Consider the following 26,280-nt stretch of genomic DNA (forward strand, 5'->3'; position numbering starts at 1 on the left):
CCAGGATGTTGGCCGGCCCTTGGACAGGGCCTCACGGCTTGCAGCACGACAGCGTAACATGTCGTCATCAACAAATAAATAATTGTTAACGACAATTTATCCAGGGAGCGCCCTGCCCGCCCTGGCGCGCACAGGCAAAGAAAAAGCCGGGTCTGGCCCGGCTTTCATGGGGGTGATCGCGCGCGTTCAGCGCCGTTCGCGGTTCGGGTAGATGTCCATCCCGGCCTCGTTGACCTGGCGCCGCAGCTCGCGCCGCTCGTCCGGGGTGAGGCGGCCGCCGCGGCGGCCGCCGTCGCGCACGCCTTCGTTCTGCATCATCTGCACGGCCTGGCGGCGCTCCTCCGCCATGCGCTGGTGGTCGCGCTGCTGGTCAAACATGCGCTGCTCGCGCGGCGCGTCGATCTGTGGCGGCACGGCCAGGCGCTCGGCGCGGGCCGACGGTGGAGGCGGCAACTGGGCGTCGTTGTTACGGCCATGGTATTGTGCCTGAGCAGCGCCAATGCCGGCACAGGCGAGCACGCACACGGCGATACCGCGGCGCGCCAGGCGCGCAAACAGGCGGCCTTTCGCCCCGGTTACTGCAGTGGTTTTGATGTGCGCGTTTGTCATGGTGTTCCTCTTCCGCGATGCCGGATAAACAGATAAGCTGTACTTCATTGGTGCCCAGTGTATGTGGATCCGCTCCGGGGTATAAGCCTAATTGGGTAAAGTTTGTAACACAATGTAATGCCCTGCCGGTATTCGGAAGATTTGGCGCGCAAAGAAGTTACCATATCGGAAGTTACCATAGCGACATGATTCTAACAAATTAACGACACATGAATACATCTTCCACCTCCATTACAGGCAATAACGCAACAACAGCGGGCGCCAACGGACACAGCGCGAAGATCATGGTCGTCGACGACGACGTGCGACTGCGCGACCTGCTGCGCCGCTACCTCACGGAACAGGGCTTCCAGGTCGTGACGGCCGAAAGCGCGCCGGCCATGAACAAGTTGTGGCTGCGCGAGCGCTACGACCTGCTGGTGCTCGACCTGATGCTGCCGGGCGAAGACGGCCTGTCGATCTGCCGCCGCCTGCGCGGCGCCGGCGACCAGACCCCGATCATCATGCTGACCGCAAAGGGCGAGGACGTGGACCGCATCGTCGGCCTCGAGATGGGCGCCGACGACTACCTGCCGAAGCCGTTCAACCCGCGCGAACTGGTGGCCCGCATCGGCGCCGTCCTGCGCCGCAAGGGCCCGGACGAAATCCCGGGCGCGCCGTCCGAGACCCCGCAGACCTTCGAGTTCGGCCAGTTCGTGCTCGACCTGGGCACGCGCACCCTGAAAAAGAACGGCGAGACCGTGCCCCTGACCACCGGCGAATTCTCGGTGCTGAAGGTGTTTGCGCGCCATGCGCGCCAGCCGCTGTCGCGCGAAAAGCTGATGGAACTGGCGCGCGGGCGCGAGTACGAAGTGTTCGACCGTTCGCTCGACGTGCAGATTTCGCGCCTGCGCAAGCTGATCGAGCCGGATCCATCGAGCCCGCTCTACATCCAGACCGTCTGGGGCCTGGGCTACGTGTTCATCCCTGAAGGACAGCCCCGCTAGTGCTTGCATCGCTTGCAACAACGTCGCCGCCCGCGCCGGGCCGCATGAGCTGGATGCGCAGCGGGCTATTCTGGCGCACCTTCTTCCTGCTCTCGCTGCTGACCACCTTGTCGATGGGCTCCTGGATCGGCATGCTCAACGTGTTCCAGCGCGGCCCGCAAGTGCAGCAGACCGCCGCGCTGGTGGTGTCGGCGGTGACCCTCACCAAGGCGGCGCTGACCCACTCGGCGCCCGATTTGCGGCGCGAGCTGCTGTTCGAACTGGTGTCGAACGAAGGCATCCGCATCTTTGCGCTGGAAGACACCGACAAGGTCGATCCGCCCCCCGCCACCCCGCTGATGCCGGAGATCGCCGCCGCCGTGCGCGAAAAACTCGGCCCGCAGACGCGCTTTTCCAGCCGCGTGAACGGCGTGGCCGGCTTCTACATCAGTTTCAACATCGACGAGGACCAGTACTGGCTGATGCTCGAGCGCGAGCGCCTGGCGGGCCTGACGCGCGTGCAGTGGCTGGGCTGGGCCAGCGTGGTCGGCGTCCTGTCGCTGCTGGGCGCGGCCTTCATCTCGAGCCTGATCAACCTGCCGCTGGCGCGCCTGACGGCGGCCGCGCGCGTCATCGCCAAGGGCGAGCGCCCCGCCCCGCTGCCCGAAAAAGGCTCGCGCGAGATCATCGAGGCGAACCGCAGCTTCAACCAGATGGTCGACGACCTGGCGCAGGTGGAAAAGGACCGCGCCGTGATCCTGGCCGGCATCTCGCACGACCTGCGCACGCCGCTGGCGCGCATGCAGCTCGAACTGGAGATGGCCAACCTGTCGCCGGACGCGCGCGAAGGCATGCAGTCCGACATCGCCCAGATGGACGCGATCATCGGCCAGTTCCTCGACTACGCCAAGCCAACCGAGGCGGCCAGCTTCGTGCCGGTCGACCTGTCCGGCCTCCTGGCCGATTGCGCCACGCACGCCACCCGCCTGCCGAGCGTGCAGGTCGCGACCGATATCGAGCCGGGCGTGCAGGTGATGGGCAACGAGACCGACCTGCGCCGCGTGATCAACAACCTGATCGAGAACGCGCGCCGCTACGCGCGCACGCCGGACCGGGACATCGTCGAACTCGAATTCGGCTGCCACGTGCGCAGCACGCCGCAGGGCCGGCGCGCCGTCGTCGAGATCGCGGACCGCGGACCGGGCGTGCCCGAAGACCAGATCATCCAGCTGATGAAACCCTTTACGCGCCTCGACACCGCGCGCGGCCAGGCCAACGGCGCCGGTCTCGGCCTGGCCATCGTCGAGCGCGTGGTCAGCCGCCACAATGCCGAGCTGGCGGTGCGTAACCGCGAAGGCGGCGGCCTGCTGGTGCGCCTGGCGCTGCCGCTGGCGCCTTGATTCCATCTTGCCTTTGCCTGGACCGGAAGCTGGTCTTGGATTGGCTTGCGCTTCAATTATTGGTCAGAACCGTCCTTTATCGAAGCACGACGACAGGTGATCATCAAGTTCCAGACCAAGCAGATGGTGGGTAACTTGAGCAGCTAGGACGAACCGCTTTTTTAGCGGCTAAAAAAGAAGAAGCCACTCTCATCCGGGACACCGGAGGGAGTGGCTTTTTTTGTTTGAAAAGAAGGGTAATCTCTCACGCCTGGGTTAAAGGCTTACCTGTCCTGCGGGTCTCGGGGCATGGCCCTCAGTTCAGAAAAGCTGCGCGGCGTGAAGGGGCCGCAGGCCACCGAATGCCGGGCAGCGGTGTATCCACGCGCCCGCGCGTGGATACATTTCTCATCCTGTCCTCGATAAAGCTACCATTAACCGTGGGCGTTGCAGTGGGCGTTGCCGTTGAAGTTGCAGTGAGCTATTGCGTTCACCACCAGGCGAATCAGGGTCGAAAGTTATCCCGTCCGTATTGCTCATTTTTCAAGGCGCGCAAATACTGCGTATTCACCATCGGTTCGGAGAATTGGCAGTGGTGCGTCGCACCGTTCGCACGTTATCGACACATCATGGTGGGGGAAACTGGCCATTATTTCTGTTTCGGCCTCCAGCATTGCTTCCGCATCCTCTTCGCGGATTTCGCCATCAAATATTGCACGGGCTCTGATCTCAGAGTCATTCCACCGACACAATATTTTGCGGACTCCGCATCCGATACACCCTAGTAGCGCAACCTGCATTCCTAACAGCACGCTCGCTCGCAGATCATTTTCTTTCATCGTTCGGCCTCGCTGGAACTATGTGAACACCCTTCTTACTCTCGTGAATGATCCCATTCGTGGTAGGGCTTCTTTGCCCAGTAGCTGGATCAACATACACACCAATCTTTGTACCGAAATCAACGCGTTCCCTGGAGCCGGCTTCACCCACGGGAGTACTGCCGACCTGCTGCCCAGTTCCCTTGTGCTCGTCTACAAGGCCTTGGGGGTGACACCGGAGGGAGTGGCTTTTTTTGTTTAAAAAGAAGAGTGATTTCTACCGCCCACGATAGGGGTATCGGGGCATAGCTCTGAGTTCCAAGAAAAGCTGCGCGGCGTGATGGGGGCTGTGCCACCGAACGCTGCGCGGTGCCGTATCGCCACGACTCGTCGTGGCGATACGTTTCTCATCCTGTCCTCGATATAGCTACCACTAATCGTGTACGTTGCCGTGTACGTTGGAGTATATGTTGCCGTGTACGTTGGAGTATATGTTGCAGTGTACGTTGGAGTGTATGTTGCAGTGTGAGCTATAGCGTTGACCAAACTGAGCGTCACTCTTCGCTACCAAAACGGCCAGCCGAGCTCTTGACTCCTTTGCCGTGGCAAGGTCAGAGGACTAAGGAAGAGGCCGGGGCCGAATATCAGACCTGCCCCGCGTTTCCCTGATCCCGGGCCGCTCATTTGTCGCGGAGGCCGGGTACCTCTTCGAGAACTTCATCCGTTCGAAAAGCCAATATGGGCTGCTCATTACAAATTAAGTCTATCCATTCATCAGTGATGATGGCGAGGTGAAACAATGGGTCCTTTGCATAAATATTGAGGGACTCCGAATTTAACCACTCCAGCAATCGTGAATTTTCGACGATAAAGAATGAAGTATTTGCGTTGGGTGACAACGCGGGCAACGACGCCAAGCGCAGACTCTCATTTGTAACCCGGACGGCTGTAGGCAGCTCCGGAAAACTTAGCGAAAGCGGACGCTTCGCACCTGCCGCCTCGCGAAGTTCGATAGTCATGCCTTCGCCTCCATAGATGATTTTTTCGAAAAGCACCTTCGAAATTATCGTGGAATCTTGCGGGGACCACGGGATCAATATCTCGTTCTTCATTCCGGGCTACTCCTTATCGCCATAGCGTACTTTGTCTTCGGATCTCTTACCATCAGGTCGCTGAACTTCAATCGTCGGTCGTCCATCCGTACTCCCCGGCCTCACAATGATTCGCTTTCCATCCTCGAGAGTCCCTACTCGAACTCCGTTTCGCTTGTCTTCCACATTCGCCGGATTTTTATTATCGAAATCTTGATTGGCAACACCAAAATCTCCAGGCTTGTCCCAGATTCTTGTGCCAGTATTGGTCTTTTCGCCGCCTGAAGCACCCGGTACTGGCGCCTTGTTATTGTCCGATTTTAGAGCATCGGCGCTACCCTTATCCCCCGCGCCACTATTGAAAATGGCATTACCTACTGCCCGACCAGTCTCTTCTCGTCCTTGTCGCCCCGGCAGCACATAGTGCCCTACAACTGCTACCGTACCCCCACCCACGATATAAGGGATGAGTGGTAGCAAAAATGGGAATCGCCCATCCGGATCGACATACTTGTAGGGACTGTTGTTCGCGTAAGCGTAGCGATTGAAGCCGCCGCCGCTGTTCGCATCCGTCGTTACCGGATCAATGCTCAAGAATCGTCCACCCGACATGCGTTTGTCGTAGGCGAACCGATTTCCCCTAGTCCGTTCAAGGACTTGGCGCAGGTTTTTGCTGGCGGATTGTGCGTAAAGAGCGAATTTTCCCTAGACGCGATTCTGGCTCGCGCACGCGCGCGCGACAAGCTGTTTCTTAGCCTGTTTATTATTAGTCCGCTTGGCCGCTGGGGTTGGGTTTGCGTGGATTCCGTCTGATTGACGGCGAAGCGCGGCGGCAAGCGACGCAGGAGCGCGCCCTGTGCGCCTGACTGGCTTCACCCCGTATGGTGGACTGCGCGCAGCACCTGGACAAAACCTTGCGCTGGCCGCGCACGCATTGGCAACGCTCGCTCGCTCGCAGATCATTTGCTTTCATCGTTCGGCCTTGCTGGAACTATGTGAACACCCTTCTTACTCTCGTGAATGATCCCATTCGTGGTAGGGCTTCTTTGCCCAGTAGCTGGATCAACATACACGCCAATATTTGTGGCAGAGGTCGAGTCCTGACCCGCTCTTAATTTCAGACTTGACCCCGCTCTTGCGCTCTTCCCGCTAACTCATTCATCACCGAGTCGGATCCGCACAACCGCAACTCAAAGTTCCATTATTTCCTTCAACCTTTCAATTGAACGGGCGATTGATGGAGTTTTCTCAATTTCGTTCTCATCCAACGTGTCTATTAATGTCTCAAGAGCTATTCCATACTCACCTGCATCAAAGAACACTTTCGGTTGCGTCATATCTACTTCCGAAAGCAAGCCGGACAACCGCTCAAAAAGCGATGTAAATAGGTTCTCTATTTCTTGATATTGCATTTTTCGTCCGTTATGGAGTGTTAGATGTCGGCTTTGCCGGCGGATTACGCGGAACATTTGTAGGAAATCCCGTAACAATGCGCCCACCTTTAGAACCAGGCTCTGTGACTGTTGTGATATCTACCCCATCCCTCGTACCGGTTGAGATTGTTCGCCCACCTTTTCCAGGGCTATGTGTGGAATCAGGTGCGGTAGCCACGTCAGAAATCTCGCCGAGTATCTTTTCGTCGCTCCAGTTTGTTGGGAACTCGCTTTTCCCCGGACTCCCAGTACCGGGTCGATGGCCGCCACCAGTTTTATCACCGTCCAGAATATGCTTTTCGCCTTTTTCATCTACGAGGCTAGGCTTCTTTTCAGAGTCGCTTCTTTTCGGCTCCGACCGAGAATTCCACCAATCTACAATCTTCTTGCCGGCATACGATCCACCAATGAGCACGGTTCCCGCTGCTATACCACCGCATACAGGACCACAAACGAAGGTTCCCCCCACACCGGCTGGAATCGCAGCAGGATTTCTTCCATCCGGATCGATGTACTTGTACGGGCTGTTATTCGCGTAAGCGTAGCGGTTGAAGCCACCGCCCGTGTCGGCATCCGTCGTGACCGGATCAATGCTCAAGAATGGTCCACCCGACATGCGTTTATCGTAGGCGAACCGGTTTCCCCTAGTCCGTTCAAGGACTTGGCGCAGGTTTTTGCTGGCGGATTGTGCGTAAAGAGCGAATTTTTCCCTAGACGCGATTCTGGCTCGCGCACGCGCGCGCGACAAGCTGTTTCTTTGTCTGTTTATTAATGGCCCGACTTGGCCGCTGGGGTTGGGTTTGCGTGACGCCGTGCGCTTCGGCCAGCTGCCGTACCGGTACGTCTTTCTTTAGCCGCTCGATCTCTTCTGCCGGTATGCGTGCCATGCGTTTCCCCAAAACCTTGTCAAGACATTTCACATGTATTATTACAGTACATGACTATGTACTTTGGTCAAGACGTGAAAATTTCAGGGGGTAGCATGACGGCTGGTTCATTTTCGATATGGTTATCCATGACACTGCCCGCACGCCTGATCGCCTTGCGCAAGGAGCGTGGCCTGTCGCAACAGGCCATGGCCGAAGCGATCGGCATCCACGTCAACAGCCTCAAGAAGTACGAGTCCGGCCAGGCGCAGCCGTCGCTGGACGCGCTGCGCAAGATCGCCGTGGCCTTGCACACCAGCACAGATTTCTTGCTGTTCGATGAACACGAGCGTGGACCATCGGACGACCTGCGCCTGCAGTTCGAGGCCGTGTCGCAATTCCCCGAGGAAGAGCGCAGGATCGTCAAGGCGCTGCTCGAGGGGATGATCATCAAGTTCCAGACCAAGCAAATGGTGGGCAACTTGAGCAGCTAAAACGGACCGCTTTTTTAGCGGCTAAAAAGGAAAAGCCACTCGCATCCGGGACACCGGAGGGAGTGGCTTTTTTTGTTTAAAAAGAAGGATTGCTACCGCTGCGGTATGGGTCTCGGGGCATGGCCCTGAGTTCAGGAAAAGCTGCGTGGCGTGAAGGGGGCGGCAGGCCACCGAATGCCGCGCAGCGGTGTATCCACGCGTCTGCACGTGGATACATTTCTCATCCTGTCCTCGATAAAGCTACCGTTAATCGTGGGCGTTGCAGTGGGCGTTGTAGTGGGCGTTGCCATCGACGTTGCAGTGAGTTTAGCGTGAACCAATCTAAGGCCACTCTTTCTGCAACCAGAACGACTAGCCGAGCCCTTGGCGCCTTTAGCCGTGGCAAGGCCAAAGGACTAAGGAAGATGCCGTGTCCGAATGCCAGACCTGACTCCGTGTTTCTCGGAGGTCGGGGCCGGATGTCAGACCTGACCCCGTCACCCGGTCGGTGTCGGAATAACGGGGCCCCGTGCCTCTATACCGTTGTAGCCTATTCGAGAGTGCGCGCGGTCAGCCGAAAGCCCGCATTCGCAACAATCTCAGTAGCCATCTCAATAAAATTGCGCCCTTCCGGATCGACCTCATGTTGGAACACAATATCAATCACAACTGATCTTCCTTTGGCCTTTGGATAAGAGTCAAATATTTCGCCGCTTTCAATAAAAGCCAAATAACTGTTTATTTTTTCTTGCAGCAGCAGTAGATGAGTGTCTTTCTCATTCCAATCGAGGTGGTCCGAAATAGTCATGACCACTTCATCAGTTCTGGGATCAACGCTAATTAGATCTACTTTTTCCGTTTGTTCAAAGGTCATATCACTCTCACGGTCGAACTACATCAACTTTTTGCGCCGAAATTATCGTTCCTCCTGGAAAGCCAGGCTTGCCCTGACCGACAACGACACCTCCCGATTGCATAATCTCAGGATGCGCTACTTTTTGATTACCTGTAAGAGGTGCTGTAGCCGAGCCCTTGCATTCGGTACACTTAATAGCCCCTGCCGCATCTCGCGAAACGATATCCATTCGGGTTTTCACACCACTCGCCGTCTTAATAGTAATTTCCTGAGCAGTGTCCACATTTTTCGCTGCACATCCGCGGCAACGTTACTCTGAAATGCAGCCCCCATCTTAGCATTCGCAGCTAAATTTGACGCTGCGCGGGAGGCCCCTATGGCAGTCGCCGCACCGCCTGGCACCCCTGGGGTGGCAGTGGCGGCGGCATCTGCTATCACCCCAACCGCGTCAATTGCGGCTCCAACATAATTGCCAACAGCTAGGTTCTTCCCGAGGCTAGCGACACCCATTGCGACATTCGCAGCATCCCACGGCGTTTCTATTGCCCGCCCATCCGGGTCAATGTACTTGTAAGGGTTGTTGGCTGCGTAGTTATATCGGTTGAAGCTCGATCCAGTGTTCGCATCCGTAGTCACCGGATCAATGCTCAAGAATCGTCCACCCGACGTGCGTTTATCGTAGGCGAACCGATTTTCCCTAGCCCGTTCGAGGACTTGGCGCAGGTTTTTGCTGGCGGATTGTGCGTAAAGAGCGAATTTTTCCCTAAATGCGATTTTGGCTCGCGCACGCGCGCGCGACAAGCTGTTTCTTTGCCTGTTTATTAATGGCCCGACTTGGCTGCTGGGGTTGGGTTTGCGTGGATTTCGTCTGACTGACGGCGAAGCGCGGCGGCAAGCGACGCAGGAGCGCGCCCTGTGCGCCTGACTGGCTTTACCCCGTATGGTGGACTGCGCGCAGCGCCTGGACAACACCATGCGCCGGCGGCGCACGCATTGGCCTGGCAGACCCGCAGGGGCGCAAGACATAACGCCTATTCTGTCAACCCGCAGGGCGCGCAGCGATCGGCTCACCGAACGCAGCGCAGCGTAGTGAATGGGCCGATTTGACAGAATGCCGCGTTATGTTAAAGCGCGCGGCACGCGCGATTTACCCCGGAGGGGCTGTGCCTTTGCGTGGTCGTTTTCTGGCTGACGGCGAAGCGCGGCGGCAAGCGAGGAACGAGCGCGCTTTGTGGGCCTGACCAGGGTTCTACGCCTGCTCGCCGGCGCCTGGGCCGTGCAGTCGGGCCGGATGGGTCGCCTCATGCACCTGCTTGAGCTTGACGATCGCCACGCGCGTGTAGATCTCCGTCGTGCCCAGGTTGGCGTGCCCGAGCAGCGCCTGGATGAAGCGGACATCGGCGCCGTTCTCAAGCATGTGGGTGGCGCACGCATGCCGGAACAGATGGCACGAACTGTTCAGCGGTCCGGACACCTGCACCCGCTCCAGCTCGGCCGCGTCGATCGCCTTCTTGACGATCCCCGAGAGCTGCTTGCCGGTCAGCCGCAGTCCCTGCTTCGAGAGGAACAGCGCGTGCGCGTCGCCGTCCTGGCCGGCGCGCATTTCGTCGCCATACCTGGCAAGCCAGGCCAGCGCCCGGTCCCCGATCGGCACCATGCGGTCCTTCCTGCCCTTGCCCTGCCGGATCAGCACCGTGCCGCGCTCGGCGTCGACGTCGGCCAGGTCCAGTGCCACCAGCTCGGCGCGCCGCATGCCGGTGCTGTACAGCGTCTCGAGGATGGCGCGGTCGCGCAGGCCCAGTTCGCCGCTGCCGGCCGCGTCGATGACCTGCGCGATCTCGGCGACGGTCAAGACATGGCGCGGCAGGCGCGTCTCCTTCTTCGGCAAGTCCATCTCGCCGGCCGGATTGAACAGCAGGTGATGCTGGCGTGTCAGCCAGCGGAAGAACACGCGCACCGCCACCAGCCGCGTTCCCTGGCAGTTGAACGACAGCGGCTGGCCGTCGCGCTGCCGGCGGTAGGCGAACACGTATTGCCGGTAGCGCTCCAGCATGGCCCGCGTCACCTCGTCCGGCCGGCGGATGCCGCGCTCTTCGCACCAGTCGATGAAGTAGCCCAGGTCGATACGACGCGTCTTGATCGTGTGCTCCGAGTAGCGCATCGCCCGCAGCCAGTCGATGAAGCCGACCAGGTGGCCGTGGAAGCCGCCGGCAATCGACGGATCGCCCGCGTGCAGCGGCTTCGCAGTACGCGCCGTCATGCTTCACCCGCCGTTACGGTGACGACTGGCGCGTGGCCGTTCACCGCAGGATGCGTGGCGGCAGCGGCAAATGGCTCGCCTTCCGCCGCAACCCTCGCCGCCACTGGCTTTGCGGGCGGCAGCACGCCCCGGCCGGGCACCGACACCGCCCCGACCTCGGCCCGACCGGACGCCGACCATGCCTTCCGCGACCCCGACCGCTCGCCGTCATACCCGCCCAGCGCGGCCGCGTCGAGCAATCCGAACAGGTGCGGCGCCCGGCTGCCGTCGCCGTCATACAGCAACTCATACACATAGCCCTGCCCACGCTCGGCCCGGTGCACCAACAGGTATTCCAGCTCGGCCAGCCGGCCCAGGTGGATCTTGAGCTGGGTATCTCCCCAGCCGGTGGCGGCACGCACGTCCTTGCGGCTGAAGCGGATTTCCTTGCGCGGCAGCTCGAGCGCGGCCGCGCAGGCGTCGACCATGCCGGCGACGAGCGTAAGCAGGCGCCGCGTCTGCGGCGGCAGCTCGTCCAGGCTGCGGCCCAGCACCTCGTGCGTCAGCCGGTTGGCCTGCTCGATGTCGCCAAAGGTCACCTCGATGTACTCCAGCGCGGCGCCATCCGGCCCGCGCGCGCTCTTGACCACCCGCTGGTACTGGTGCAGCAGCGCGATGGTGTCGATCAGCGTCAGGTATTTTTCGTGGTCGCGCCGGGTGCGCGTTTTATCCGACAGGAAGGTCAATTGATCGGCGTAGGGATTGACCACCGCCAGCGGCCGCAGCAGGCGCTGCGCATTCTGGTGCAGGGTGAGCACGGCATCTTTCCCCTGCCTGGCCAGCAGGCCGGCCAGCGTGCGCCGCTGCCGCTGCAGGCTGTGGATCGCCTCGGTCTGGGCGCGCCCCTCGTCCACCGTCAGCACGATGCAGCGGTTCATCAGCTCTTCGTCGATCTCGATCGCGGTCGTCGTCAGGAAGATCATCACCGGCCCCGTTACCCGGTACTCCTGCGTGATCAGGCTGCCGCTGTTGGCGTCCTTGCCGGTCGAGGCGATCGTCAGCTCCCCCTCGGACTGCAGCAGTTTCAGCGCATAGCTGGCGCGGCTCGCGCCTTCCTCTTCGACGATCGCCAGGATCTTGTGCTGCAGGTTGGTCTCGCCCATGTAGAACAGGCTCTGGCCGGTCATCGCGCTGTACTTGATGCGCTCTTCCTGCGGGATCATCGCCAGCACCGCGTCCATCAGGCTCGACTTGCCCGCCGCCGACGAGGACTGCACCACGATCGCCAGCGGCCGGTCCAGCTTGCGGCTGACCGCCGCCAGGTAGCCCACCAGTTTATTGGTCCGCTCGCCTACCAGGCCGCAGGCGTCGAAGTCGGCCACGATCCGGTCGAGCAAACCGGGGCCGCGCAGCATCGCCAGCGCGGCGTCGCGCTCGGCCTCGCTCATCGCCGGCACGGCCGGCTCCGGCTTCGTCGCGGCCCGGATGCGCTCGTCCTGCAGCGCTTCGAGTTTCAGCAGGATGCGCCCCAGGTCGTGCTTGACCACGTCGTCGCGCACGCCCAGTTCCTTGGCCGCCTGCTGCAGGTAGTGGGTGCGGCCCTTGGCGCTGTACAGGTCGAGCGTGTCGACGTGAAAGGCTTCGCCGTTTGATGCCAGCAGGTTGATTTTCAGGGTTTCCGGCGACAGGTTCTTCGGCAGGCCGCGCACGCGGTAGCGGCGCTCGGCGAAGGTGAACAGCACTTCGTCGTCCTTGATCTCGGCGGCGGTTTCAGTGGCAGGGGCCGCTACCGGCGAAGCGGCCAAGGAAGGCGCGCTCACCGGCGCTGCAGCCACGCGTTCCACTGTCTCGACGTCCAGCCCAGCCTTGGCCTGCGGCGCCGCACCTTTTCCCATCCACGCCGCCTTGCGCACCAGGATGCCCAGGCTCTTCGCGGCCGGCGTCACCTTCAGGGCATATTCGTTGGCGTCCATCCCTTTCGGGAACTCGATGCGGTAGCACTCGATGCCGGCCGCAGTCAGCTGCTCGGCCAGCGCCGCGGCGGCCTTGTCGCCCGCTTCGTCGCGGTCGTAAGCAATCAAGACCCGTTTCACGCCGTGCAGCTGGAACGCGGCCAGGTGGTCGGACGTAAAACCGCCGACGCCATAGCTGGCCGTCACGTTATGAAAACCGGCCTGCCAGAACGTGAGCGCATCGATCAGCGCCTCGCACAGGATGACTTCCTCGAACTGCGCCAAAGCCGCCGCGTTCCATACGCCCTTGTGCGCGCCCGGCAGGTACAGGTGCAGCGGCGTGCCGGTGCGCAGGTCGTCGCGCAGCTTGCGGCCGTACACCTCGGTCACGTTGCCGTCGACGTCGATCACCGGGACCACGATCGAGCCGTTGAAGTGTTCATGGCCCGAGGCGCGCAGGATGCCGATCCGCTGCAGGCGGCCCTTGATGTCCGCGCCGGCCTTGACGTTCTTCGCCGGCAGCCGGTAGCCCAGCGTGCGGTTCGCGTACCCGAGCCTGAAGCGCGCGATCAGCTCCGGGTCGCCCAGGCCGCGCTTGCCGAGATAGGCCAGCGCCTCGGGCGACTCCAGCAGGCTCTGGTGGTAGAACCCGACCACCTAGTTCAGCAGCTCGCCATCGGACGCGCTCGGCGCCACGGGCGGCGCCAGCTTGACCGGCACGTCCACCCCGGCAGCTAAAGCGGAATCGGCGCGCAACAGCTCGACCGCGTGCCGGAACGAGACGCCGTTGGCCCGCATCACCCAGTCGATCGGCCCGCCGCCGGCCTGGCACGCGCCCAGGCAGTGCCACAGGTTTTTCTCAGGCGTGATCACCAGCGACGGCGTCCGGTCGGCGTGGAATGGGCAGCGCCCGATCAGGTTCGCGCCCTGGCCGGCCAGCTCGACGCCGTGCGCTTCGGCCAGCTGCCGCACCGACATGTCCTTCTTTAGCCGCTCGATCTCTTCTGCTGGAATACGTGCCACGAATCTGCCTTTCGTCAAAAACTGTCAATGCCCTTTACGTGTTTTATTTTAATACCTTATACTGTGTATGTGTCAATCATTTCAAAAGTCGGGGGTTAAAGTATGCAATCGCTCACACTGTGGTTCCTCCCCATGCACTTCCCTGCACGATTGATTCAACTACGTAAGACGCTCGGCTTCACGCAGCAAGGGGTGGCCGCCGCCGCCGAGCTGCATGTCAATCAGATCCGGCGCTACGAGGCGGGGACGGCGCAACCAACCTTAGACGCCCTGATCCGGCTAGCCAAGGTGCTGCGCGTCAGCCTCGATGACCTGGTGTTCGGTGAAGGCGAGCGTGGCCCATCGGACGACCTGCGCCTGCAGTTCGAGGCGGTGTCCCAATTCCCCGAGGAAGAGCGCAAGATCGTCAAGGCGCTGCTCGACGGGATGATCATCAAGTTCCAGACCAAGCAGATGGTGGGCAACTTGAGCAGCTAAGACGAACCGCCTTTTTAGCGGCTAAAAAAGAAGAAGCCACTCGCATCCGGGACACCGGAGGGAGTGGCTTTTTTTGTTTAAAAAGAAGAGTGATTTCTACCGCCCACGATAGGGGTATCGGGGCATAGCTCTGAGTTCCAAGAAAAGCTGCGCGGCGTGATGGGGGCTGTGCCACCGAACGCTGCGCGGTGCCGTATCGCCACGACTCGTCGTGGCGATACGTTTCTCATCCTGTCCTCGATGAAGCTACCCTTAATCGTGTACGTTGCCGTGTACGTTGGAGTGTACGTTGTCGTTGATGTTGCAGTGAGCCATTACGTTGACTGAGTCGGAGTCAAAACCGCCCAAGGCTAAAAGCATAAGCCGCGCTCAGTAAAACGGAGGTGTGGATTAAGGCAGAGGTCGAGTCCGAATGTCAGACTTGCCCCCGCTCTCGCTCTTTTGACCAATGACCCATACATTTCTCATCCTGTCCAGCAGTTAGTGGATAGGCCGTTTATGAAATCGTGTACGAGTTAGTGTACGACTTCGTACACGATGCCGTGCATGCTCCTATGATTCGCCCAAGGGAAAATCATGTTTCACAACCGACACTTTCTCACTGAGCAATAACACATCTGCGCCGTATAGCGAAACGATCTCCAGTAGAACTTTTCGACCGCAGGCTATATCCTCCGTTAATTTTGAAATCATCTCGGACAAAACGCCCTCGCCTTTATCATCGAGCTCTCGGCCTTGGAGTAAATAAAAGATTTTCTTCCGGATATCAGCCGTACACGCCGCAAAATTGACGTCGTCATATAGCGAAATAGTTTCAATTATATTCCTCAATCGCATTGCATCAAGTGTGAAATAATCCACTGACTCCGCGATCAGGTCGTGAATGCCGCCTTGGTGGTCGACAATAGTAAGTGTCACATTCTGGCGATCCCGCAATGAGCCAATCGCTACCGTTGTTATATAACATTCAATATATTGAGCAAAATCTCTCATTCTGAAACTCCAAATTTATCGAAAGCAGGTCCTAGACACTATTGACGCGGCCATGGTGAATAATCACGACCAGGGTGCTCGCGCCCATTCTTATCCCACTCATGAACATGCGGTCTTTCATGTCCTTGATGTGGCTTATCAAGATCAAGCTCAGGCTTGCCGTCTGGACCATATTTTCGAGATCCATTCTTCCCATCAATCCATTCACCCGGAGGTCCTTCATTTGGGCGATCCTTTATCCGATTCAGCATTACTGACAGAGTGGAATCCAGCTTCCCTACCCACGAATTAGAATAAATTTGTTTTAATGCTTCCTGGAGCTTCCAAGCTTCGAAGGCCGCGTTTAGTTTCCCGCCAACAACGGGCACTGTAGCTACTGGTCCTGCGGGCATCGGGAAAGGGACTGTCCCGCCTGAAACTATAGGCGGCATACCTGGCAACGGAGGGAATATTAATGGAGTTATTGTTTTCGGAGGTGGCGGGGTCGGCACGAAGGGATCTTCAACCGGTGTACTTGAGCGTCCATCAAGGTCGAAATAATAATATGGGTTATTGTTCGCGTAACTGTAACGATTGAAACTGCTTCCCGTATTCGCATCTGTCACCACCGGATCAATGCTCAAAAACCGCCCCGCAATCGGATCATAATACCGCTGCTGCATGTAGGTCAGCCCGGTATCTGCGTCGTTCACGTGTCCTGTGAAGCCGATGGTCGGCATTGCTCCGCTTGCAGCGTAACCGTAGGGTTCGTAGCGCGTGCGACTGATTACGTTACCGGCGCCATCGGTGCGCGCGATCGGACTGCCCAGCGCATCCGTGTGGATGAAGGTAACGCGGCTCAGGTCTTCGGTCACGGTCACCTGGCTGCCAGCATACGCACCGAACCACTCGACCCCGTCCTGCACCATTCGCCATTGCATGTCATAGCTGTCAGGCACTGGAGCAATGACTTGGAAGGAGAACGTGTACTGCTGTCCAGGAGCTACGGGGGTTGCTAATTCGACCCTTCCCAAGCCCCACATATTGTCATACCCGCTGGCTGCGCCAAGTCGATGTAAGGTGCCGGCAGCCCAACTCTTGGTGCCGCTGTTTTTCATCGTCACCGATATGTTGTAGCGCTGCCCTGTCTGCATGCGTGCAGGCACCGCGATACCGACAACCTCAGCATTGTTTACCAACGGTGGTGGCGCAACGACGTTGATTGTGATCGGCGTCGTGCCGGGCCCGAACGAACCGTAGCCTTCGCGCTGCATTCCCCATTGGAAGGCGTAGCTCCCCGGAACGCTAGGTGCAATGACCTGGAAGTTAAAGGTCGCACTCTCACCCGGTGCCACACTGTCGAACGGCAATGCAACCCGGTTGAGGCCCCAGGTCATATTGTTGTGCGGGCTTTGCGCCATCAGGGTGTATTGCTGTGCGCGGGTCCAGGTCGACTCGCCGTTGTTGTACATCGTGACCGAGACGTTATAGGCTTTGCCCGTCTCCATCTGTGCAGTTGCACTCTGGCCTGTCGGCGCCGCGTTGTTCAGGGGTTCCCGCACTGTGACCGTAGCCGCCATGCTCGCATTGCCAAACCATGCAACACCTTCCTGCAGCATTCCCCACTGGAAAGTATAGGAGCCCGGCGTCGAGGGAGCTCTTGCCTGGAAATTGATGGTGACGGTTTCCCCGGGCGCGACACTTTGCCGTAAGGCGATACGCGAGTTGCCCCATATCCAGTTATCCTGAGGACTGAGCGAGCCCAGGGTGTAGCCTGTGTAAGGATCCCAAACAGTTGTGCCATAGTTCTGCACAGTCACGGAGACCTCGTGCACGCTATTTGTCACCATCGTCGAGGGCACGAACCGCCGAAGGAACATGGCATCGTTGTACGGCGGTTCATCGCCTGGGTCCGGCGGCGGCGGGACAGCTGTCGGTACGTTTGTGCTTGGCACACTCTGCGCCAGGCCGGGGGTGCTCAAGGCAAGCGCGAACAAGGTGACCAAACTCAGCACCAGACGCAGGCAGCTTGTTCTGACGGACCTGAAAGGCCAAGCAACGCAGGGCACGCGCATTATTTCACCTCCGCGATGACATGGTTGTTCAGGTAGATATACTTCGTGGCGACACCCCCAGTGGGCCCGGAATAAAGTAGCTTGCCCTCCTGCGTGTAGATCTGGATCCTGTTGACCTGGTCGGCACCGACGGTACTGATCCGGCGACCCAGCCCATCGTAGGAATAAGTGGCCAGGCCGCCCGCTGATGTCATGCGGTTGGCCTGGTCAAACGTGTAGGTTTGGTTGCCGCGCCGAGTGATGTTGCCCTGCGCATCGTAGAGATAGCTGAAGTTGAAGGCGGCCGGTCCTCCGGAGATCGTGTCCAGGCGATTCGTCGTCGAATTGATCGTGTGCGTCAAGGTGCGAGCATTGGCCCCGCCACTGATCGTGCTCGATATCAGGTTGTCTAGCGCGTCGTAATTGTAGGTTGCGTTCCCCCAGAGGTTGGGTGCCGAAACGGTACGCAGTCGATCCAAGGCATCATAGCCAATGGTTCGCGTTGCCAAATTCTGCAGATTGTCGCTGATTTGCGATGGGTTACCGTTGGCATCGTAAGAGTAGGTCTCATCGAACACGCCCATGTCGATCGTCTGCTTTGGCAGGCCGCGAATGTGCTGCGAGAGCGACCGGCGAATGCCATTGCCGTACACGAAGGCTTTCACCGCACCGCTCGGATGATATTCAATACCCGTGGCGTAACCGCCGACCTTACGCGCTTCGCCAAGCGCGTTCGGACGATAGGTCAGACTCACCTCATCGAACGGATAGTCAAGCTGGGCCAGCGAGCCATTTGCATCATACGTGCGGACGATATGATAAATACTGCCCCCATAGGTCAACTTCTCGAGCCAGCCCATCTGGCGTTTGTTGTACTCGTACTCCCACAGCGCACCATTCGACAAGACCGTGGCAAGCAGGCCGTCGGCAGTATACGTGCGAGTTACACCAGGGCTATTGTCGCCATAAGTAGTCGTTCGAAGGCGGTTTCGGGCGTCGTATCCGAAGACCGTTTTGGTAGCCGAGGGGACGCTGGTAGTGCCACAGGCGGTAGTCGATGTCAGTGACGAGCCGGTTGCTCGCCAACTGACATTATGGGCCGCGTCGTAAGCCTGAACCGTTGCGCCGCCTTCTGGTTCGACAATTTTGAACAGCCGCTCCACGCTATCGTACACAAAGCTTCGCTTCAGGCTCTTGGTCCCGCCGCGTCGGGTTACCGAGAGGGGCTTGCCAAAGATATCGCGTGCAATGTCGACGCTTACACCTTCAGGAGCGAGAATTTTCTTCACTACATCTTCGCCCGGCTCATCAAAGGTCTGAAAGCTGTAGGTGCTCGCATATCCTCGCGCGTTGGTGTGTATTTTTTGAAAACTTGTCGAGCTATAGGAGTAGGACTCGGCAAGACGTCCTAGCTCACTGTCAAAGGCAGTCGAAGTTCGGCGGCCGAGAGCATCGAACTCGTAATAAACGCCATTGCCCGCTTCGCCGTAAGTGCGCGCTGGATACGACTCGAAGACCAAGCGCCCGGTAAAGTCGTACGTTCTCCTGACCAGGCGCTGTGTTGCATTACGATCCGCGTCGTCCCACCGTTCGTTGTAAACCGGCCGTCCGAATGCATCGAAATAATTTACCTCGATGCCAGTACCTGTCGTAATCGTCTGCTTCCAATGTCCTCCAGCAAGATCAAACTCCGGGTCTGCGACTTTTTCAAATGCGATCCCGGTTCGGTTCCAGGCTACGCTGTCCGCCGTCGGATAGTTAATGCCTGCATAGCGGCCCATCGCGTCATGGTCGAATGATGTGGTGTCGCCTGACGCAGATGTTGCCGACGTAAGCCCGCCAAGGTCATTGACGACAGCGCTGACGCGGGTGTTGTCCGCGAATGTAACGCTCTGCGGAATGCCGCGCTTGTAGTTGTCGAAACGAGTTGACTGGTTCAGGCCGTCCGTAACACTCGCCAAGGTCCCGTCCGGGTGATAGGTGCGGGACTCCTGAAACGCACCGAATTTCCTCACGTCCTTCAGATTCGCGGTTTCCGGGAAGTAGGCATGTCGTACCATATCCTTGACGGCACTCGTCGCAGTATTGACTTGAGCAATGGACTTTACCTGGCCCAGAACCCAGCGCATCGTATTGTTTTCAAATTCGGTTCGTTCTGTCCGCGTCGAGCCTGGACTGCTGAAACGCGTCACTAATGTGGGCTGGGCAAAACCATTGAACTCGTCGGCCTGCCACACGAAATTCGTACCTTGTTGTGCTATCGTGCGCCGATTTACCTCCGTCACCCGAGCCGCCATTTCGCCATCGCCACGCGGCTGGAGGCTGATTCCTCGCGGGAGCACCGGGTCGACATATCCCAACTGCGTTGAACGGAGCAGAATCGTGTTCGCTCCGAGGGTTTCGGTCAGCTGCAACTGACCTTCGGTTTGCCGGAAAATGGTTCCGAAGTGCCGGTAGGTCACGGCACCCGAGGGGTCGACAAGTTCGACACGCTTGCTGCCATGCTGTCCATCCCATGACGCCCAGCTGAAAGCCGCTTGCGGATAGGTGGTACGCCACTCAAGGGAGCCGATACCCGGACCGGTGATCGTTTTGCGCGTTAAAGCATAAGTGTCGAAGTATCTCGGATAGGTTACCTGCCCCTGTCCGGTGTTCTGATACTCCTGACAAATGCGGTCGACGTTAACTCGACCATGACGCGTTGGGGTGAGAACGAACTCGCCTGTCGCCCCGGACGGATGGGTCATCGAGCCGCTGCGTACAAGCTCGACAAGTGAGCTTGGAATGTCGCACGAGCCGGTACTTCCCTCGATGTGGCTGATGCCTGCCAGCAGAGGCTCGAGTCCGCGAACGTCCCAGCTTGAATTGTCTGGCAACACAACTGTTTGAAGCTTTCCTCCCGAGTCGTTACGGTCGTATGTATAACGCCAGGTGCGGGTGCCATCCGTGATGGAAGCGACCAGGTTCGATGCTGTCGAGCCAGGTGTCAGGTAGGCCAATGTAATCGTGCGCGGTGAACCTGCCGCGTCGGTTCCGACAATCGTTTTTAACTGCCATTTGTTCGTAGCGTCATATGTGTACGTCACTATGTTGCCGAAACGGTCAGTAATCACCGTTGGCAGGATCCAGACCTCCTTGCGGGTGAGACTGTATCCCTCGCCCACCGCCGGAGCTAGTTCTCCATGGCCGGTTGACGCTGACATTCCTGAACCTGGTTCGAGCATGGGGGAGGATAGAACCTCGGGCGCCGGAGAGCTTTTGGTGAGCGTAGGCGCTCGACGCTCCACCAGCCAATCAAAACGGTAAGTCGTCCCGTCCGGTGACACAGCAAGGAAGGCTTCGCCCGTAGCCCCGTTTCGTGGATCCAGTGACGGCAAGCACTTGATCTGCCAACCGTTACGAGTAACAATCGGGTATGTCGAACTTGCAACATTCCCAGGCGTTTCGGCGTAGGCCGGAGATCGGCTCAGCATTTCCTGGTCGCCCGCACCTGGGACGTACAGAAAATTGCCGTGCCAGTATTCGTCGGCCAACCAACCCGAGCCCGACATCCCTATCACATCCGGTGGTTTGCTGTAAGACGAACAGCGCGAGGCGGGCTGTCCGCTGCGAGGCGTCCATGAATAATTGACCGGAAAAATACCGTGGAGATGGGGAATCTCGATATCCCAGTTCCCGAAATGCCGGTTAGACCCTGGCTCTTGTCCAGTCACCAGCCTGCGTCCTATACTGACCGGCAGTGTGCTGTTACCCGGCAAGGCAAGGTCCGTCTGCACAAACTCCAGTGAGCCCGTGTACAGATTGACCTTATCGCCAAGGAGATCAGGCCCGAGTGTTGTTACAGCTCTGGCCGCCCTAAAGAGCTTCGCCTGCTCGGCATAGATCGTCGTGTCCGCATTGTCGCGGTCGCGAGTGTCAGGAACGCCCAGCCGAAAGCGAAGTGGCGGAGTCGACCGCTTTGTTGAAGGGGAATCCGCAAACTCTGCATGTTCAGTATCCTCGATGGAGATTACTCGATACGGCTGAGATAGATCATCAGGATATAGCTCTTTTTTTCGGCAATACTATCGAATTGTCACGGCGAAAGATCCGCGGCGACAATTCTTTCACCCACACGGTTGAACCTCGGAAACTTCCGCGCCCCTCACCGTAGAGATAACTTACCAAACACATAGCCCATGCCAGATACCGCCACCCTGCAATTCAGCGACGTCGAACAGGCCGCCGCCCGCATCCAGGGCGCCGCCCACCGCACCCCGGTGCTCACTTCCAGCACCGCCGACGCCCGCCTCGATGCCCGCCTGTTCTTCAAATGCGAGAACTACCAGCGCATGGGCGCCTTCAAATTTCGCGGCGCGTATAACGCCATCGCGCGCTTTTCCGACGCCCAGCGCGCCGCCGGCGTGCTGACCTTCTCGTCCGGCAACCACGCGCAGGCGATCGCGCTGTCGGCGCGCCTGGCCGGCATCCGCGCCACCATCATCATGCCGCAGGACGCTCCTGCCCTGAAGGTGCAGGCGACCCGGGAATACGGCGGCGAAGTGATCTTCTACGACCGCTATACCGAGAACCGCGAGGAGATCGGCCTGCGCCTGGCCACGGAGCGCGGCATGACCCTGATTCCGCCCTACGACCACCTGGACGTGATCTGCGGCCAGGGCACGGCGGCGCTGGAATTGTTCCAGGACGTGGGCCCGCTGGACGTGCTGCTGGTGCCGCTCGGCGGCGGCGGCCTGCTGGCCGGCAGCGCGCTGGCGGCGGCCGGGCTGTCACCGGGCTGCAAGGTCATCGGCGTCGAGCCGGAAGCCGGCGACGACGGCCGCCAGTCGTTGCGCCGCGGCGAGATCGTCCACATCGGCGTGCCGCAGACGATCGCCGACGGCGCCATGGTCACCCACGTCGGCCAGCACAATTTCGAGGTGATCCGCCGCCGCGTCGACGACATCGTCACCGTCAGCGACGCCCAGCTGGTCGACACCATGAAGTTCTTCGCCGAGCGCATGAAGATGGTGGTCGAGCCGACCGGCTGCCTGGGCGCCGCGGCCGCCATGCATGGCGCATACCCGGTCGCCGGCAAGCGCGTGGGCATCCTGATCAGCGGCGGCAACGTCGACCTGTCGCGCTTCGCGGCGCTGGTGGCGTGATGGAGTTGATCCAGTCGCCCGAGCTGCCGGCGCCCGGCGGGCATTATTCGCAGGCGGTAGCGGCCGGCGGCCTGGTGTTCGTGTCGGGCATCCTGCCGGCGCGCGACCAGGTCGGACCGGAGGCCGGCTTCGAGGCCCAGTGCGCCTCCGTCTTCGCGCAGTGCGAACAGGTGCTGCGCGCGGCCGGCTGCGGCTTCCAGGACGTGGTCCAGTGCACGGCCTATATCGCCGGCGTCGAGCACTGGCCGGCCTTCAACGGCATCTATGCCGGCGTGTTCGGCGCGCACAGGCCGGCGCGGGCCGTGGTGCCGGTCCCGGGCCTGCACTACGGCTTCCTGGTCGAGGTGCAGCTGGTCGCGCAGCGGCCGCAGCCGCAAAGCTAGCCACGCAAGCGCCCGCCGTGGGCTGAAGAGCTAGCCCAACAGTGGTTTTTTTGACAATGTTTGTGAACAGTGTGGCACCGAACAGAGTGAGGCGGCCACGGCCGTGACAATGGTTCCATCGTATCGATGGAGGTGACCATGAAGCGCCTGGCCTCTCAGCTGAGTTCGCAGTTAGCCCTCGCCCTCGCGGCCCTTGCCGCGACTCCCGCCGCGCTGGCGGGTTCCGAAATCATGAAATGCGTCGATGCCAGCGGCCATGTGACGCTGACCGACCAGCCCTGCGCAAGCGGTGAACGCGCGACGCGCCTGCTGGTCGTGGCAGCTGCCGAGCCTGCGTCCGCGTCAGGCCCCGAGAGCGCCGCCGGCCAGCCGTCCGCCGCGCAGCGCTACGACGCCTCGCCCGCCATGCTGCGCCAGCAGGACTGGCGCCCGCGCATGGCCAACCGCGACCGGCCGCTGGCGCGCGACGTCGCCACGCTCAAGGCCGCGCGCGCGCAGTTGATGCTGATCGATGCCGACCGCCACCCGCGTCCGCAACTGGCGACGATCCAGTAAGCCCCTCAGGGGAGCCGCATCATCCCGAGCAGGTCGAGCGCGGCGCCATTCCCCAGGGTGGGCAGCAGTTCCAGCAACTCCCTGTCCTGGATGAAGCTGGCCGACGAGCTTGCCGTGAGCATGTTTTCCGGCGGCAGCGAGCGCGCCACCGCCCAGCCCTGCACGTAGTCGACGCCGATCTCGGCCAGGGTCTGCACGGTGGCCGCGTCCTCGGCCCATTCGGCGATCGTCTTCATCCCCAGGTTCACCGCCAGGTTGACGATCGCCTCGACGATCGCCACGTTGGCCGGGTGGGCGTTGATGTTGACGATGAAGTTGCCGTCGATTTTCAGCACGTCGGCCGGCAGTTCCTTCAGGTAGGAGAACGAGGTGTAGCCGGCGCCGAAGTCGTCGAGCGCGACCTTCACGCCGAAATTGCGCACCTGGTCGATGAAGCGGCGCGTGTTGTCGAGGTCGTGCAAGGCCACGCTCTCGGTGATCTCGACGCACAGGCGGCTGGCCACGTGCACGTGGCGCGCCAGGATCTCGAGCGTGTCGGCCACGAAACGCTCGTCGTTGAGCGAGGCGCCCGACAGGTTCATGCACACGAAACGGGTATTCGGCAGGCGCGTGATGTGCTCGGCGATCCAGCCCAGGGTCGTGGTCAGGACCCAGCGGTCGATCACCCCTGCCCGCCCGCTTTTCTCGGCCGCCCCGATCAGCGGGCCGGCCGGCATCACGCGTCCGTCGGGCCCGCGCATGCGCAGCAGCACCTCGAAGTTGAGCGAGTCGCGCGGGGTCTTGAGCGACATGATCGGCTGCATCTCGATGAACAGGCCGTCGGTCGCGTTCGGGCCCTGCAGCTTGGCCACCAGGTTCAGTTCGGCTTCGCGTTCATGGAAGGCCGAGGCGTTGCGCTCGTAGATCACCAGGCCGTCGCTGGCCTCCTTGGCTTGGCGGCAGGCGCGGTCGGCGGTCGAGATCACGTCGCGCATCGGCATGCCGGTCGATACTTCGATCAGGCCGACCGAGCCGCGCACCTGGAAGGCCTTGTCGCCGACCCGGTAGGCGACGCCGCCGATCCGCTCGACGATGCCACGGCAGATCAGGGAAGCCAGCGGGATCGGCGTGTCCGGCATGACGATGACGAACTCGTCGCCGCCGACACGCCCGAGCCGCTGGGTGCCGGTCAGGGTCATGGAGATGCGCTCGCATACCTGCTTGAGCACTTCGTCGCCGGCGGCATGGCCGAACAGGTCGTTGATCAGCTTGAAGCGGTCGAGGTCGATATATGCCAGCGCCATCGGCTTGCCCGTGGCCAGCGACACCGCGGCCTCCTCGAACATCTTCTCGATCCCGCGCCGGTTGAATACCTTGGTGAGCGGATCGTGGTCGGCCATGAAGCGCAGTTGCTCGGTAGCCTTGTACTTCTCGGTGATATCCTGCAGCACGCCTTCGATCCGGCCGCGCGCGAGCGTGGCACTGACCAGGAAGCGGCGCGTGCCTTCGTGATTGGCAATCTCGAGTTCGGCGTCGGCGCGGCCGTGCACCTGCTCATGCAATTCTTTCCACACGCTTTGGTCGAAGAAGTCGTGCCAGGCGGTGCGGCCCGGCAGGAAGCGCATCACCCCCAGCATCTTTTGCAGCGCCGGATTGGCACTCTGGAAGTGGCCGGACATATCCAGCGTGAACAAGCCGACTGGCATGGCCTCGTAGGCATGCTCGAGCTTGCGCTGGGCTTCCTCGCGTTGTTCCGTCTCGGCACGCATCTGCTCGGCTACCGCCAGCGCGGCCAGCAGGCTCGACGCGAGCGCGGCGGTGACGCTGTTGACGAAGCCGACCACCTCATGCATGCCGAGCGCTGCCGAAACGATCTCGACCAGCGTGGCGACGACCGCCAGCGCGAAGGCAGCGGCAAACCAGCTGGCAACGCGGTTGCGCGACTCGACGATGACCTTGAACATGCCTGCGATCATGATTGCGAGGCAGCAGGCGCAGGTGACCCACAGGACAGGCAGGTAGACGTGATAGGGCAACAGTATCGCGCACGCCAGCAAGGGCAGCGCGAGCGACTGCATGAAGCGCATCGCCGCGCCATAGCGCAAATCCTCGAGGCTGGTGCGCAGCAGGTTCTGGTACAGGGCAAGGGTGGCGATGCCGTACAAGGTCAGCGTCACCGAGCGGGACAGCAGAAGCAGGTCAGCGGGGATCGTCTGTCCCAGCCACTGGATGTCCCATCCGGCCGACAGCGCGCCGACCCGCAGGTTCAGGATCAGCCAGCCCGAAAACAGCACGTACAGGGGCTGGCGATTGATCAGCGCCGTGAGGAGGACGAACAGCGCGAGCACGATCATGCCGCCGTCGAGCAGGCCCGACTTGCGATGGTACTGCTCCACCGAGGATGCAAATTGTTGTGCCGGCCATTGCAGCACGCTTACCTGCGCCGGGCCGGCGAAGGTGCCGTTGCACAGCAACTGCGCCGGGAGGCGCGCCATGTTCAGCGCAAAGCCCGCCTTGACGGCCTCGATCGCGCCGTGGGCACTGGCGCGGCTGGCCTCGCCCAGCGGCCGCAGGCCCGCCGCATCCCAGCAGCGGATCGACAAGGAGTGGCGGGACGGGAATTCGATGACGTCCTGACCGGCCGGCCCCGGCACGGGCGCAAAGCTGAACCAGATGGGCTTGCTGCTGAGATTGGTGTCGTAGCGGGCGACGGCCGTCGCGGAAGCAAGGCGGGCCAGTGCCTGGGCGGGCGTCAGCACCGCCCCCTCTTCCTGCACCAGCACCTTCAAGGGCAGCGATGCCGGTTCGCTGACCTTGTATTGGTTGTGCCAAAACAACAGTGCAACAAAGGAGAACAGGCCGATCCCGATCGGAATCAGGTAATACGCGAACACCCGCACCACCTCCTCCAGGACCACGTTGGCCGCGGACGAGGGAGAACTGCGCTGGTGAACGGTAGGGTTTGGCATAGGCGATATCGAGCGAACTACAAGGGCCGCGATTCACCGCGGC

At 60.4% G+C, this 26,280-nt stretch carries 23 protein-coding genes and 1 pseudogene; 8 read left to right on the plus strand and 16 right to left on the minus strand.

The window, feature by feature from the left end:
- Positions 1 to 186: 186 nt before the first annotated feature.
- Complete coding sequence (locus tag ACFPAH_RS18940; protein WP_379748407.1) at positions 187 to 609, minus strand: hypothetical protein; 423 nt, start codon at positions 607 to 609, stop codon at positions 187 to 189.
- Positions 610 to 893: 284 nt separating this feature from the next.
- On the opposite strand from ACFPAH_RS18940, the gene ompR reads away from it, so the two are divergent.
- The 3 genes from ompR to ACFPAH_RS18955 all read left to right on the plus strand — a co-directional run bounded on the left by ompR (position 894) and on the right by ACFPAH_RS18955 (position 3,738).
- Positions 894 to 1,595: a two-component system response regulator OmpR gene (gene ompR / locus ACFPAH_RS18945; protein ID WP_229425647.1), complete on the plus strand. Its 702-nt coding sequence runs from the start codon at positions 894 to 896 to the stop codon at positions 1,593 to 1,595.
- Between the two features lie 44 nt (positions 1,596 to 1,639).
- On the plus strand, positions 1,640 to 2,974 hold the full coding sequence (locus tag ACFPAH_RS18950) for an ATP-binding protein (RefSeq protein WP_379748409.1): 1,335 nt from the start codon (positions 1,640 to 1,642) through the stop codon (positions 2,972 to 2,974).
- A 341-nt stretch (positions 2,975 to 3,315) separates the two neighbouring features.
- Entirely contained in the window at positions 3,316 to 3,738 is a 423-nt protein-coding gene (locus tag ACFPAH_RS18955; RefSeq protein ID WP_379748411.1) for a hypothetical protein, read from the plus strand.
- Between the two features lie 40 nt (positions 3,739 to 3,778).
- Here the strand turns inward: ACFPAH_RS18955 and ACFPAH_RS18960 are convergent.
- From ACFPAH_RS18960 to ACFPAH_RS18985, 6 genes and pseudogenes are all read right to left on the minus strand, one after another.
- A pseudogene (locus ACFPAH_RS18960) lies at positions 3,779 to 4,015 on the minus strand (polymorphic toxin type 50 domain-containing protein); the annotation flags it as partial.
- Between the two features lie 436 nt (positions 4,016 to 4,451).
- Positions 4,452 to 4,883 (minus strand): hypothetical protein, encoded by a 432-nt coding sequence (locus tag ACFPAH_RS18965; RefSeq protein ID WP_379748413.1) that lies wholly within the window; start codon positions 4,881 to 4,883, stop codon positions 4,452 to 4,454.
- A 6-nt stretch (positions 4,884 to 4,889) separates the two neighbouring features.
- Positions 4,890 to 5,456, minus strand: coding sequence for a hypothetical protein (locus ACFPAH_RS18970; RefSeq protein ID WP_379748416.1), 567 nt, complete (start codon positions 5,454 to 5,456; stop codon positions 4,890 to 4,892).
- Positions 5,457 to 5,821: 365 nt separating this feature from the next.
- Positions 5,822 to 5,983: a polymorphic toxin type 50 domain-containing protein gene (locus tag ACFPAH_RS18975; protein ID WP_379748498.1), complete on the minus strand. Its 162-nt coding sequence runs from the start codon at positions 5,981 to 5,983 to the stop codon at positions 5,822 to 5,824.
- 69 nt (positions 5,984 to 6,052) lie between these two features.
- Positions 6,053 to 6,274, minus strand: coding sequence for a MafI family immunity protein (locus tag ACFPAH_RS18980; protein ID WP_379748418.1), 222 nt, complete (start codon positions 6,272 to 6,274; stop codon positions 6,053 to 6,055).
- A 10-nt stretch (positions 6,275 to 6,284) separates the two neighbouring features.
- Positions 6,285 to 6,893, minus strand: coding sequence for an EndoU domain-containing protein (locus tag ACFPAH_RS18985; RefSeq protein WP_379748420.1), 609 nt, complete (start codon positions 6,891 to 6,893; stop codon positions 6,285 to 6,287).
- A gap of 417 nt (positions 6,894 to 7,310) precedes the next feature.
- On the opposite strand from ACFPAH_RS18985, the gene ACFPAH_RS18990 reads away from it, so the two are divergent.
- Entirely contained in the window at positions 7,311 to 7,655 is a 345-nt protein-coding gene (locus ACFPAH_RS18990) for a helix-turn-helix domain-containing protein (protein WP_379748422.1), read from the plus strand.
- 529 nt (positions 7,656 to 8,184) lie between these two features.
- Here the strand turns inward: ACFPAH_RS18990 and ACFPAH_RS18995 are convergent.
- The 5 genes from ACFPAH_RS18995 to ACFPAH_RS19015 all read right to left on the minus strand — a co-directional run bounded on the left by ACFPAH_RS18995 (position 8,185) and on the right by ACFPAH_RS19015 (position 13,704).
- Positions 8,185 to 8,508 (minus strand): DUF6572 domain-containing protein, encoded by a 324-nt coding sequence (locus ACFPAH_RS18995; protein ID WP_379748424.1) that lies wholly within the window; start codon positions 8,506 to 8,508, stop codon positions 8,185 to 8,187.
- 219 nt (positions 8,509 to 8,727) lie between these two features.
- The gene (locus ACFPAH_RS19000; RefSeq protein ID WP_379748426.1) at positions 8,728 to 9,516 is read right to left on the minus strand and encodes an RHS repeat-associated core domain-containing protein; all 789 of its coding nucleotides are present in this window, start codon (positions 9,514 to 9,516) and stop codon (positions 8,728 to 8,730) included.
- A 223-nt stretch (positions 9,517 to 9,739) separates the two neighbouring features.
- Positions 9,740 to 10,750, minus strand: coding sequence for a site-specific tyrosine recombinase XerC (xerC, locus tag ACFPAH_RS19005; RefSeq protein ID WP_379748428.1), 1,011 nt, complete (start codon positions 10,748 to 10,750; stop codon positions 9,740 to 9,742).
- The gene (locus ACFPAH_RS19010; RefSeq protein ID WP_379748430.1) at positions 10,747 to 13,338 is read right to left on the minus strand and encodes a toprim domain-containing protein; all 2,592 of its coding nucleotides are present in this window, start codon (positions 13,336 to 13,338) and stop codon (positions 10,747 to 10,749) included. Before ACFPAH_RS19010 ends, xerC begins: the two co-directional genes overlap by 4 nt.
- Entirely contained in the window at positions 13,339 to 13,704 is a 366-nt protein-coding gene (locus ACFPAH_RS19015) for a CHC2 zinc finger domain-containing protein (RefSeq protein ID WP_379748432.1), read from the minus strand.
- Between the two features lie 132 nt (positions 13,705 to 13,836).
- Between ACFPAH_RS19015 and ACFPAH_RS19020 the strand changes: the two genes are divergently transcribed.
- Positions 13,837 to 14,181 carry a helix-turn-helix domain-containing protein gene (locus ACFPAH_RS19020; protein ID WP_379748500.1) on the plus strand — a complete coding sequence of 115 codons (345 nt, stop codon included), beginning with the start codon at positions 13,837 to 13,839 and terminating at the stop codon, positions 14,179 to 14,181.
- A gap of 552 nt (positions 14,182 to 14,733) precedes the next feature.
- On the opposite strand, the gene ACFPAH_RS19025 is transcribed toward ACFPAH_RS19020, so the two are convergent.
- From ACFPAH_RS19025 to ACFPAH_RS19035, 3 genes are all read right to left on the minus strand, one after another.
- On the minus strand, positions 14,734 to 15,174 hold the full coding sequence (locus ACFPAH_RS19025) for a hypothetical protein (protein WP_379748434.1): 441 nt from the start codon (positions 15,172 to 15,174) through the stop codon (positions 14,734 to 14,736).
- Positions 15,175 to 15,212: 38 nt separating this feature from the next.
- A complete protein-coding gene (locus ACFPAH_RS19030; protein WP_379748436.1) occupies positions 15,213 to 17,159 on the minus strand; it encodes an NBR1-Ig-like domain-containing protein in 1,947 nt (648 codons plus the stop codon).
- 68 nt (positions 17,160 to 17,227) lie between these two features.
- Positions 17,228 to 20,431 carry an RHS repeat domain-containing protein gene (locus ACFPAH_RS19035; RefSeq protein ID WP_379748438.1) on the minus strand — a complete coding sequence of 1,068 codons (3,204 nt, stop codon included), beginning with the start codon at positions 20,429 to 20,431 and terminating at the stop codon, positions 17,228 to 17,230.
- A gap of 954 nt (positions 20,432 to 21,385) precedes the next feature.
- Between ACFPAH_RS19035 and ACFPAH_RS19040 the strand changes: the two genes are divergently transcribed.
- The 3 genes from ACFPAH_RS19040 (at position 21,386) to ACFPAH_RS19050 (ending at position 23,289) form a co-directional block, all read left to right on the plus strand.
- The gene (locus tag ACFPAH_RS19040) at positions 21,386 to 22,351 is read left to right on the plus strand and encodes a threo-3-hydroxy-L-aspartate ammonia-lyase (RefSeq protein WP_379748440.1); all 966 of its coding nucleotides are present in this window, start codon (positions 21,386 to 21,388) and stop codon (positions 22,349 to 22,351) included.
- Positions 22,351 to 22,734 carry a RidA family protein gene (locus tag ACFPAH_RS19045; RefSeq protein ID WP_379748502.1) on the plus strand — a complete coding sequence of 128 codons (384 nt, stop codon included), beginning with the start codon at positions 22,351 to 22,353 and terminating at the stop codon, positions 22,732 to 22,734. Before ACFPAH_RS19040 ends, ACFPAH_RS19045 begins: the two co-directional genes overlap by 1 nt.
- A gap of 138 nt (positions 22,735 to 22,872) precedes the next feature.
- Positions 22,873 to 23,289 (plus strand): DUF4124 domain-containing protein, encoded by a 417-nt coding sequence (locus ACFPAH_RS19050; RefSeq protein ID WP_379748442.1) that lies wholly within the window; start codon positions 22,873 to 22,875, stop codon positions 23,287 to 23,289.
- A 5-nt stretch (positions 23,290 to 23,294) separates the two neighbouring features.
- Here the strand turns inward: ACFPAH_RS19050 and ACFPAH_RS19055 are convergent, their stop codons facing one another.
- A complete protein-coding gene (locus tag ACFPAH_RS19055) occupies positions 23,295 to 26,237 on the minus strand; it encodes an EAL domain-containing protein (protein ID WP_379748444.1) in 2,943 nt (980 codons plus the stop codon).
- Positions 26,238 to 26,280 lie beyond the last annotated feature (43 nt).

Origin of the sequence: Massilia sp. GCM10023247 (assembly GCF_042653325.1) — a bacterium.
GTDB lineage: Bacteria > Pseudomonadota > Gammaproteobacteria > Burkholderiales > Burkholderiaceae_D > Telluria.

Excerpts from the sequence above, each read along its gene's own strand:
- ACFPAH_RS18955 (WP_379748411.1), top strand. The coding sequence starts at position 3,316 with ATGCCGGGCAGCGGTGTATCCACGCGCCCGCGCGTGGATACATTTCTC.
- ACFPAH_RS18965 (WP_379748413.1), bottom strand. The coding sequence starts at position 4,883 with ATGAAGAACGAGATATTGATCCCGTGGTCCCCGCAAGATTCCACGATA.
- ACFPAH_RS19055 (WP_379748444.1), bottom strand. The coding sequence starts at position 26,237 with ATGCCAAACCCTACCGTTCACCAGCGCAGTTCTCCCTCGTCCGCGGCC.
- ACFPAH_RS19045 (WP_379748502.1), top strand. The coding sequence starts at position 22,351 with ATGGAGTTGATCCAGTCGCCCGAGCTGCCGGCGCCCGGCGGGCATTAT.
- ACFPAH_RS19050 (WP_379748442.1), top strand. The coding sequence starts at position 22,873 with ATGAAGCGCCTGGCCTCTCAGCTGAGTTCGCAGTTAGCCCTCGCCCTC.
- ACFPAH_RS18990 (WP_379748422.1), top strand. The coding sequence starts at position 7,311 with ATGACACTGCCCGCACGCCTGATCGCCTTGCGCAAGGAGCGTGGCCTG.
- ACFPAH_RS18995 (WP_379748424.1), bottom strand. The coding sequence starts at position 8,508 with ATGACCTTTGAACAAACGGAAAAAGTAGATCTAATTAGCGTTGATCCC.
- ACFPAH_RS19040 (WP_379748440.1), top strand. The coding sequence starts at position 21,386 with ATGCCAGATACCGCCACCCTGCAATTCAGCGACGTCGAACAGGCCGCC.
- ACFPAH_RS18940 (WP_379748407.1), bottom strand. The coding sequence starts at position 609 with ATGACAAACGCGCACATCAAAACCACTGCAGTAACCGGGGCGAAAGGC.
- ACFPAH_RS19020 (WP_379748500.1), top strand. The coding sequence starts at position 13,837 with ATGCACTTCCCTGCACGATTGATTCAACTACGTAAGACGCTCGGCTTC.
- xerC (WP_379748428.1), bottom strand. The coding sequence starts at position 10,750 with ATGACGGCGCGTACTGCGAAGCCGCTGCACGCGGGCGATCCGTCGATT.
- ACFPAH_RS18950 (WP_379748409.1), top strand. The coding sequence starts at position 1,640 with ATGAGCTGGATGCGCAGCGGGCTATTCTGGCGCACCTTCTTCCTGCTC.
- ompR (WP_229425647.1), top strand. The coding sequence starts at position 894 with ATGGTCGTCGACGACGACGTGCGACTGCGCGACCTGCTGCGCCGCTAC.
- ACFPAH_RS19025 (WP_379748434.1), bottom strand. The coding sequence starts at position 15,174 with ATGAGAGATTTTGCTCAATATATTGAATGTTATATAACAACGGTAGCG.
- ACFPAH_RS19035 (WP_379748438.1), bottom strand. The coding sequence starts at position 20,431 with ATGCTCGAACCAGGTTCAGGAATGTCAGCGTCAACCGGCCATGGAGAA.
- ACFPAH_RS19000 (WP_379748426.1), bottom strand. The coding sequence starts at position 9,516 with ATGTCTTGCGCCCCTGCGGGTCTGCCAGGCCAATGCGTGCGCCGCCGG.
- ACFPAH_RS18980 (WP_379748418.1), bottom strand. The coding sequence starts at position 6,274 with ATGCAATATCAAGAAATAGAGAACCTATTTACATCGCTTTTTGAGCGG.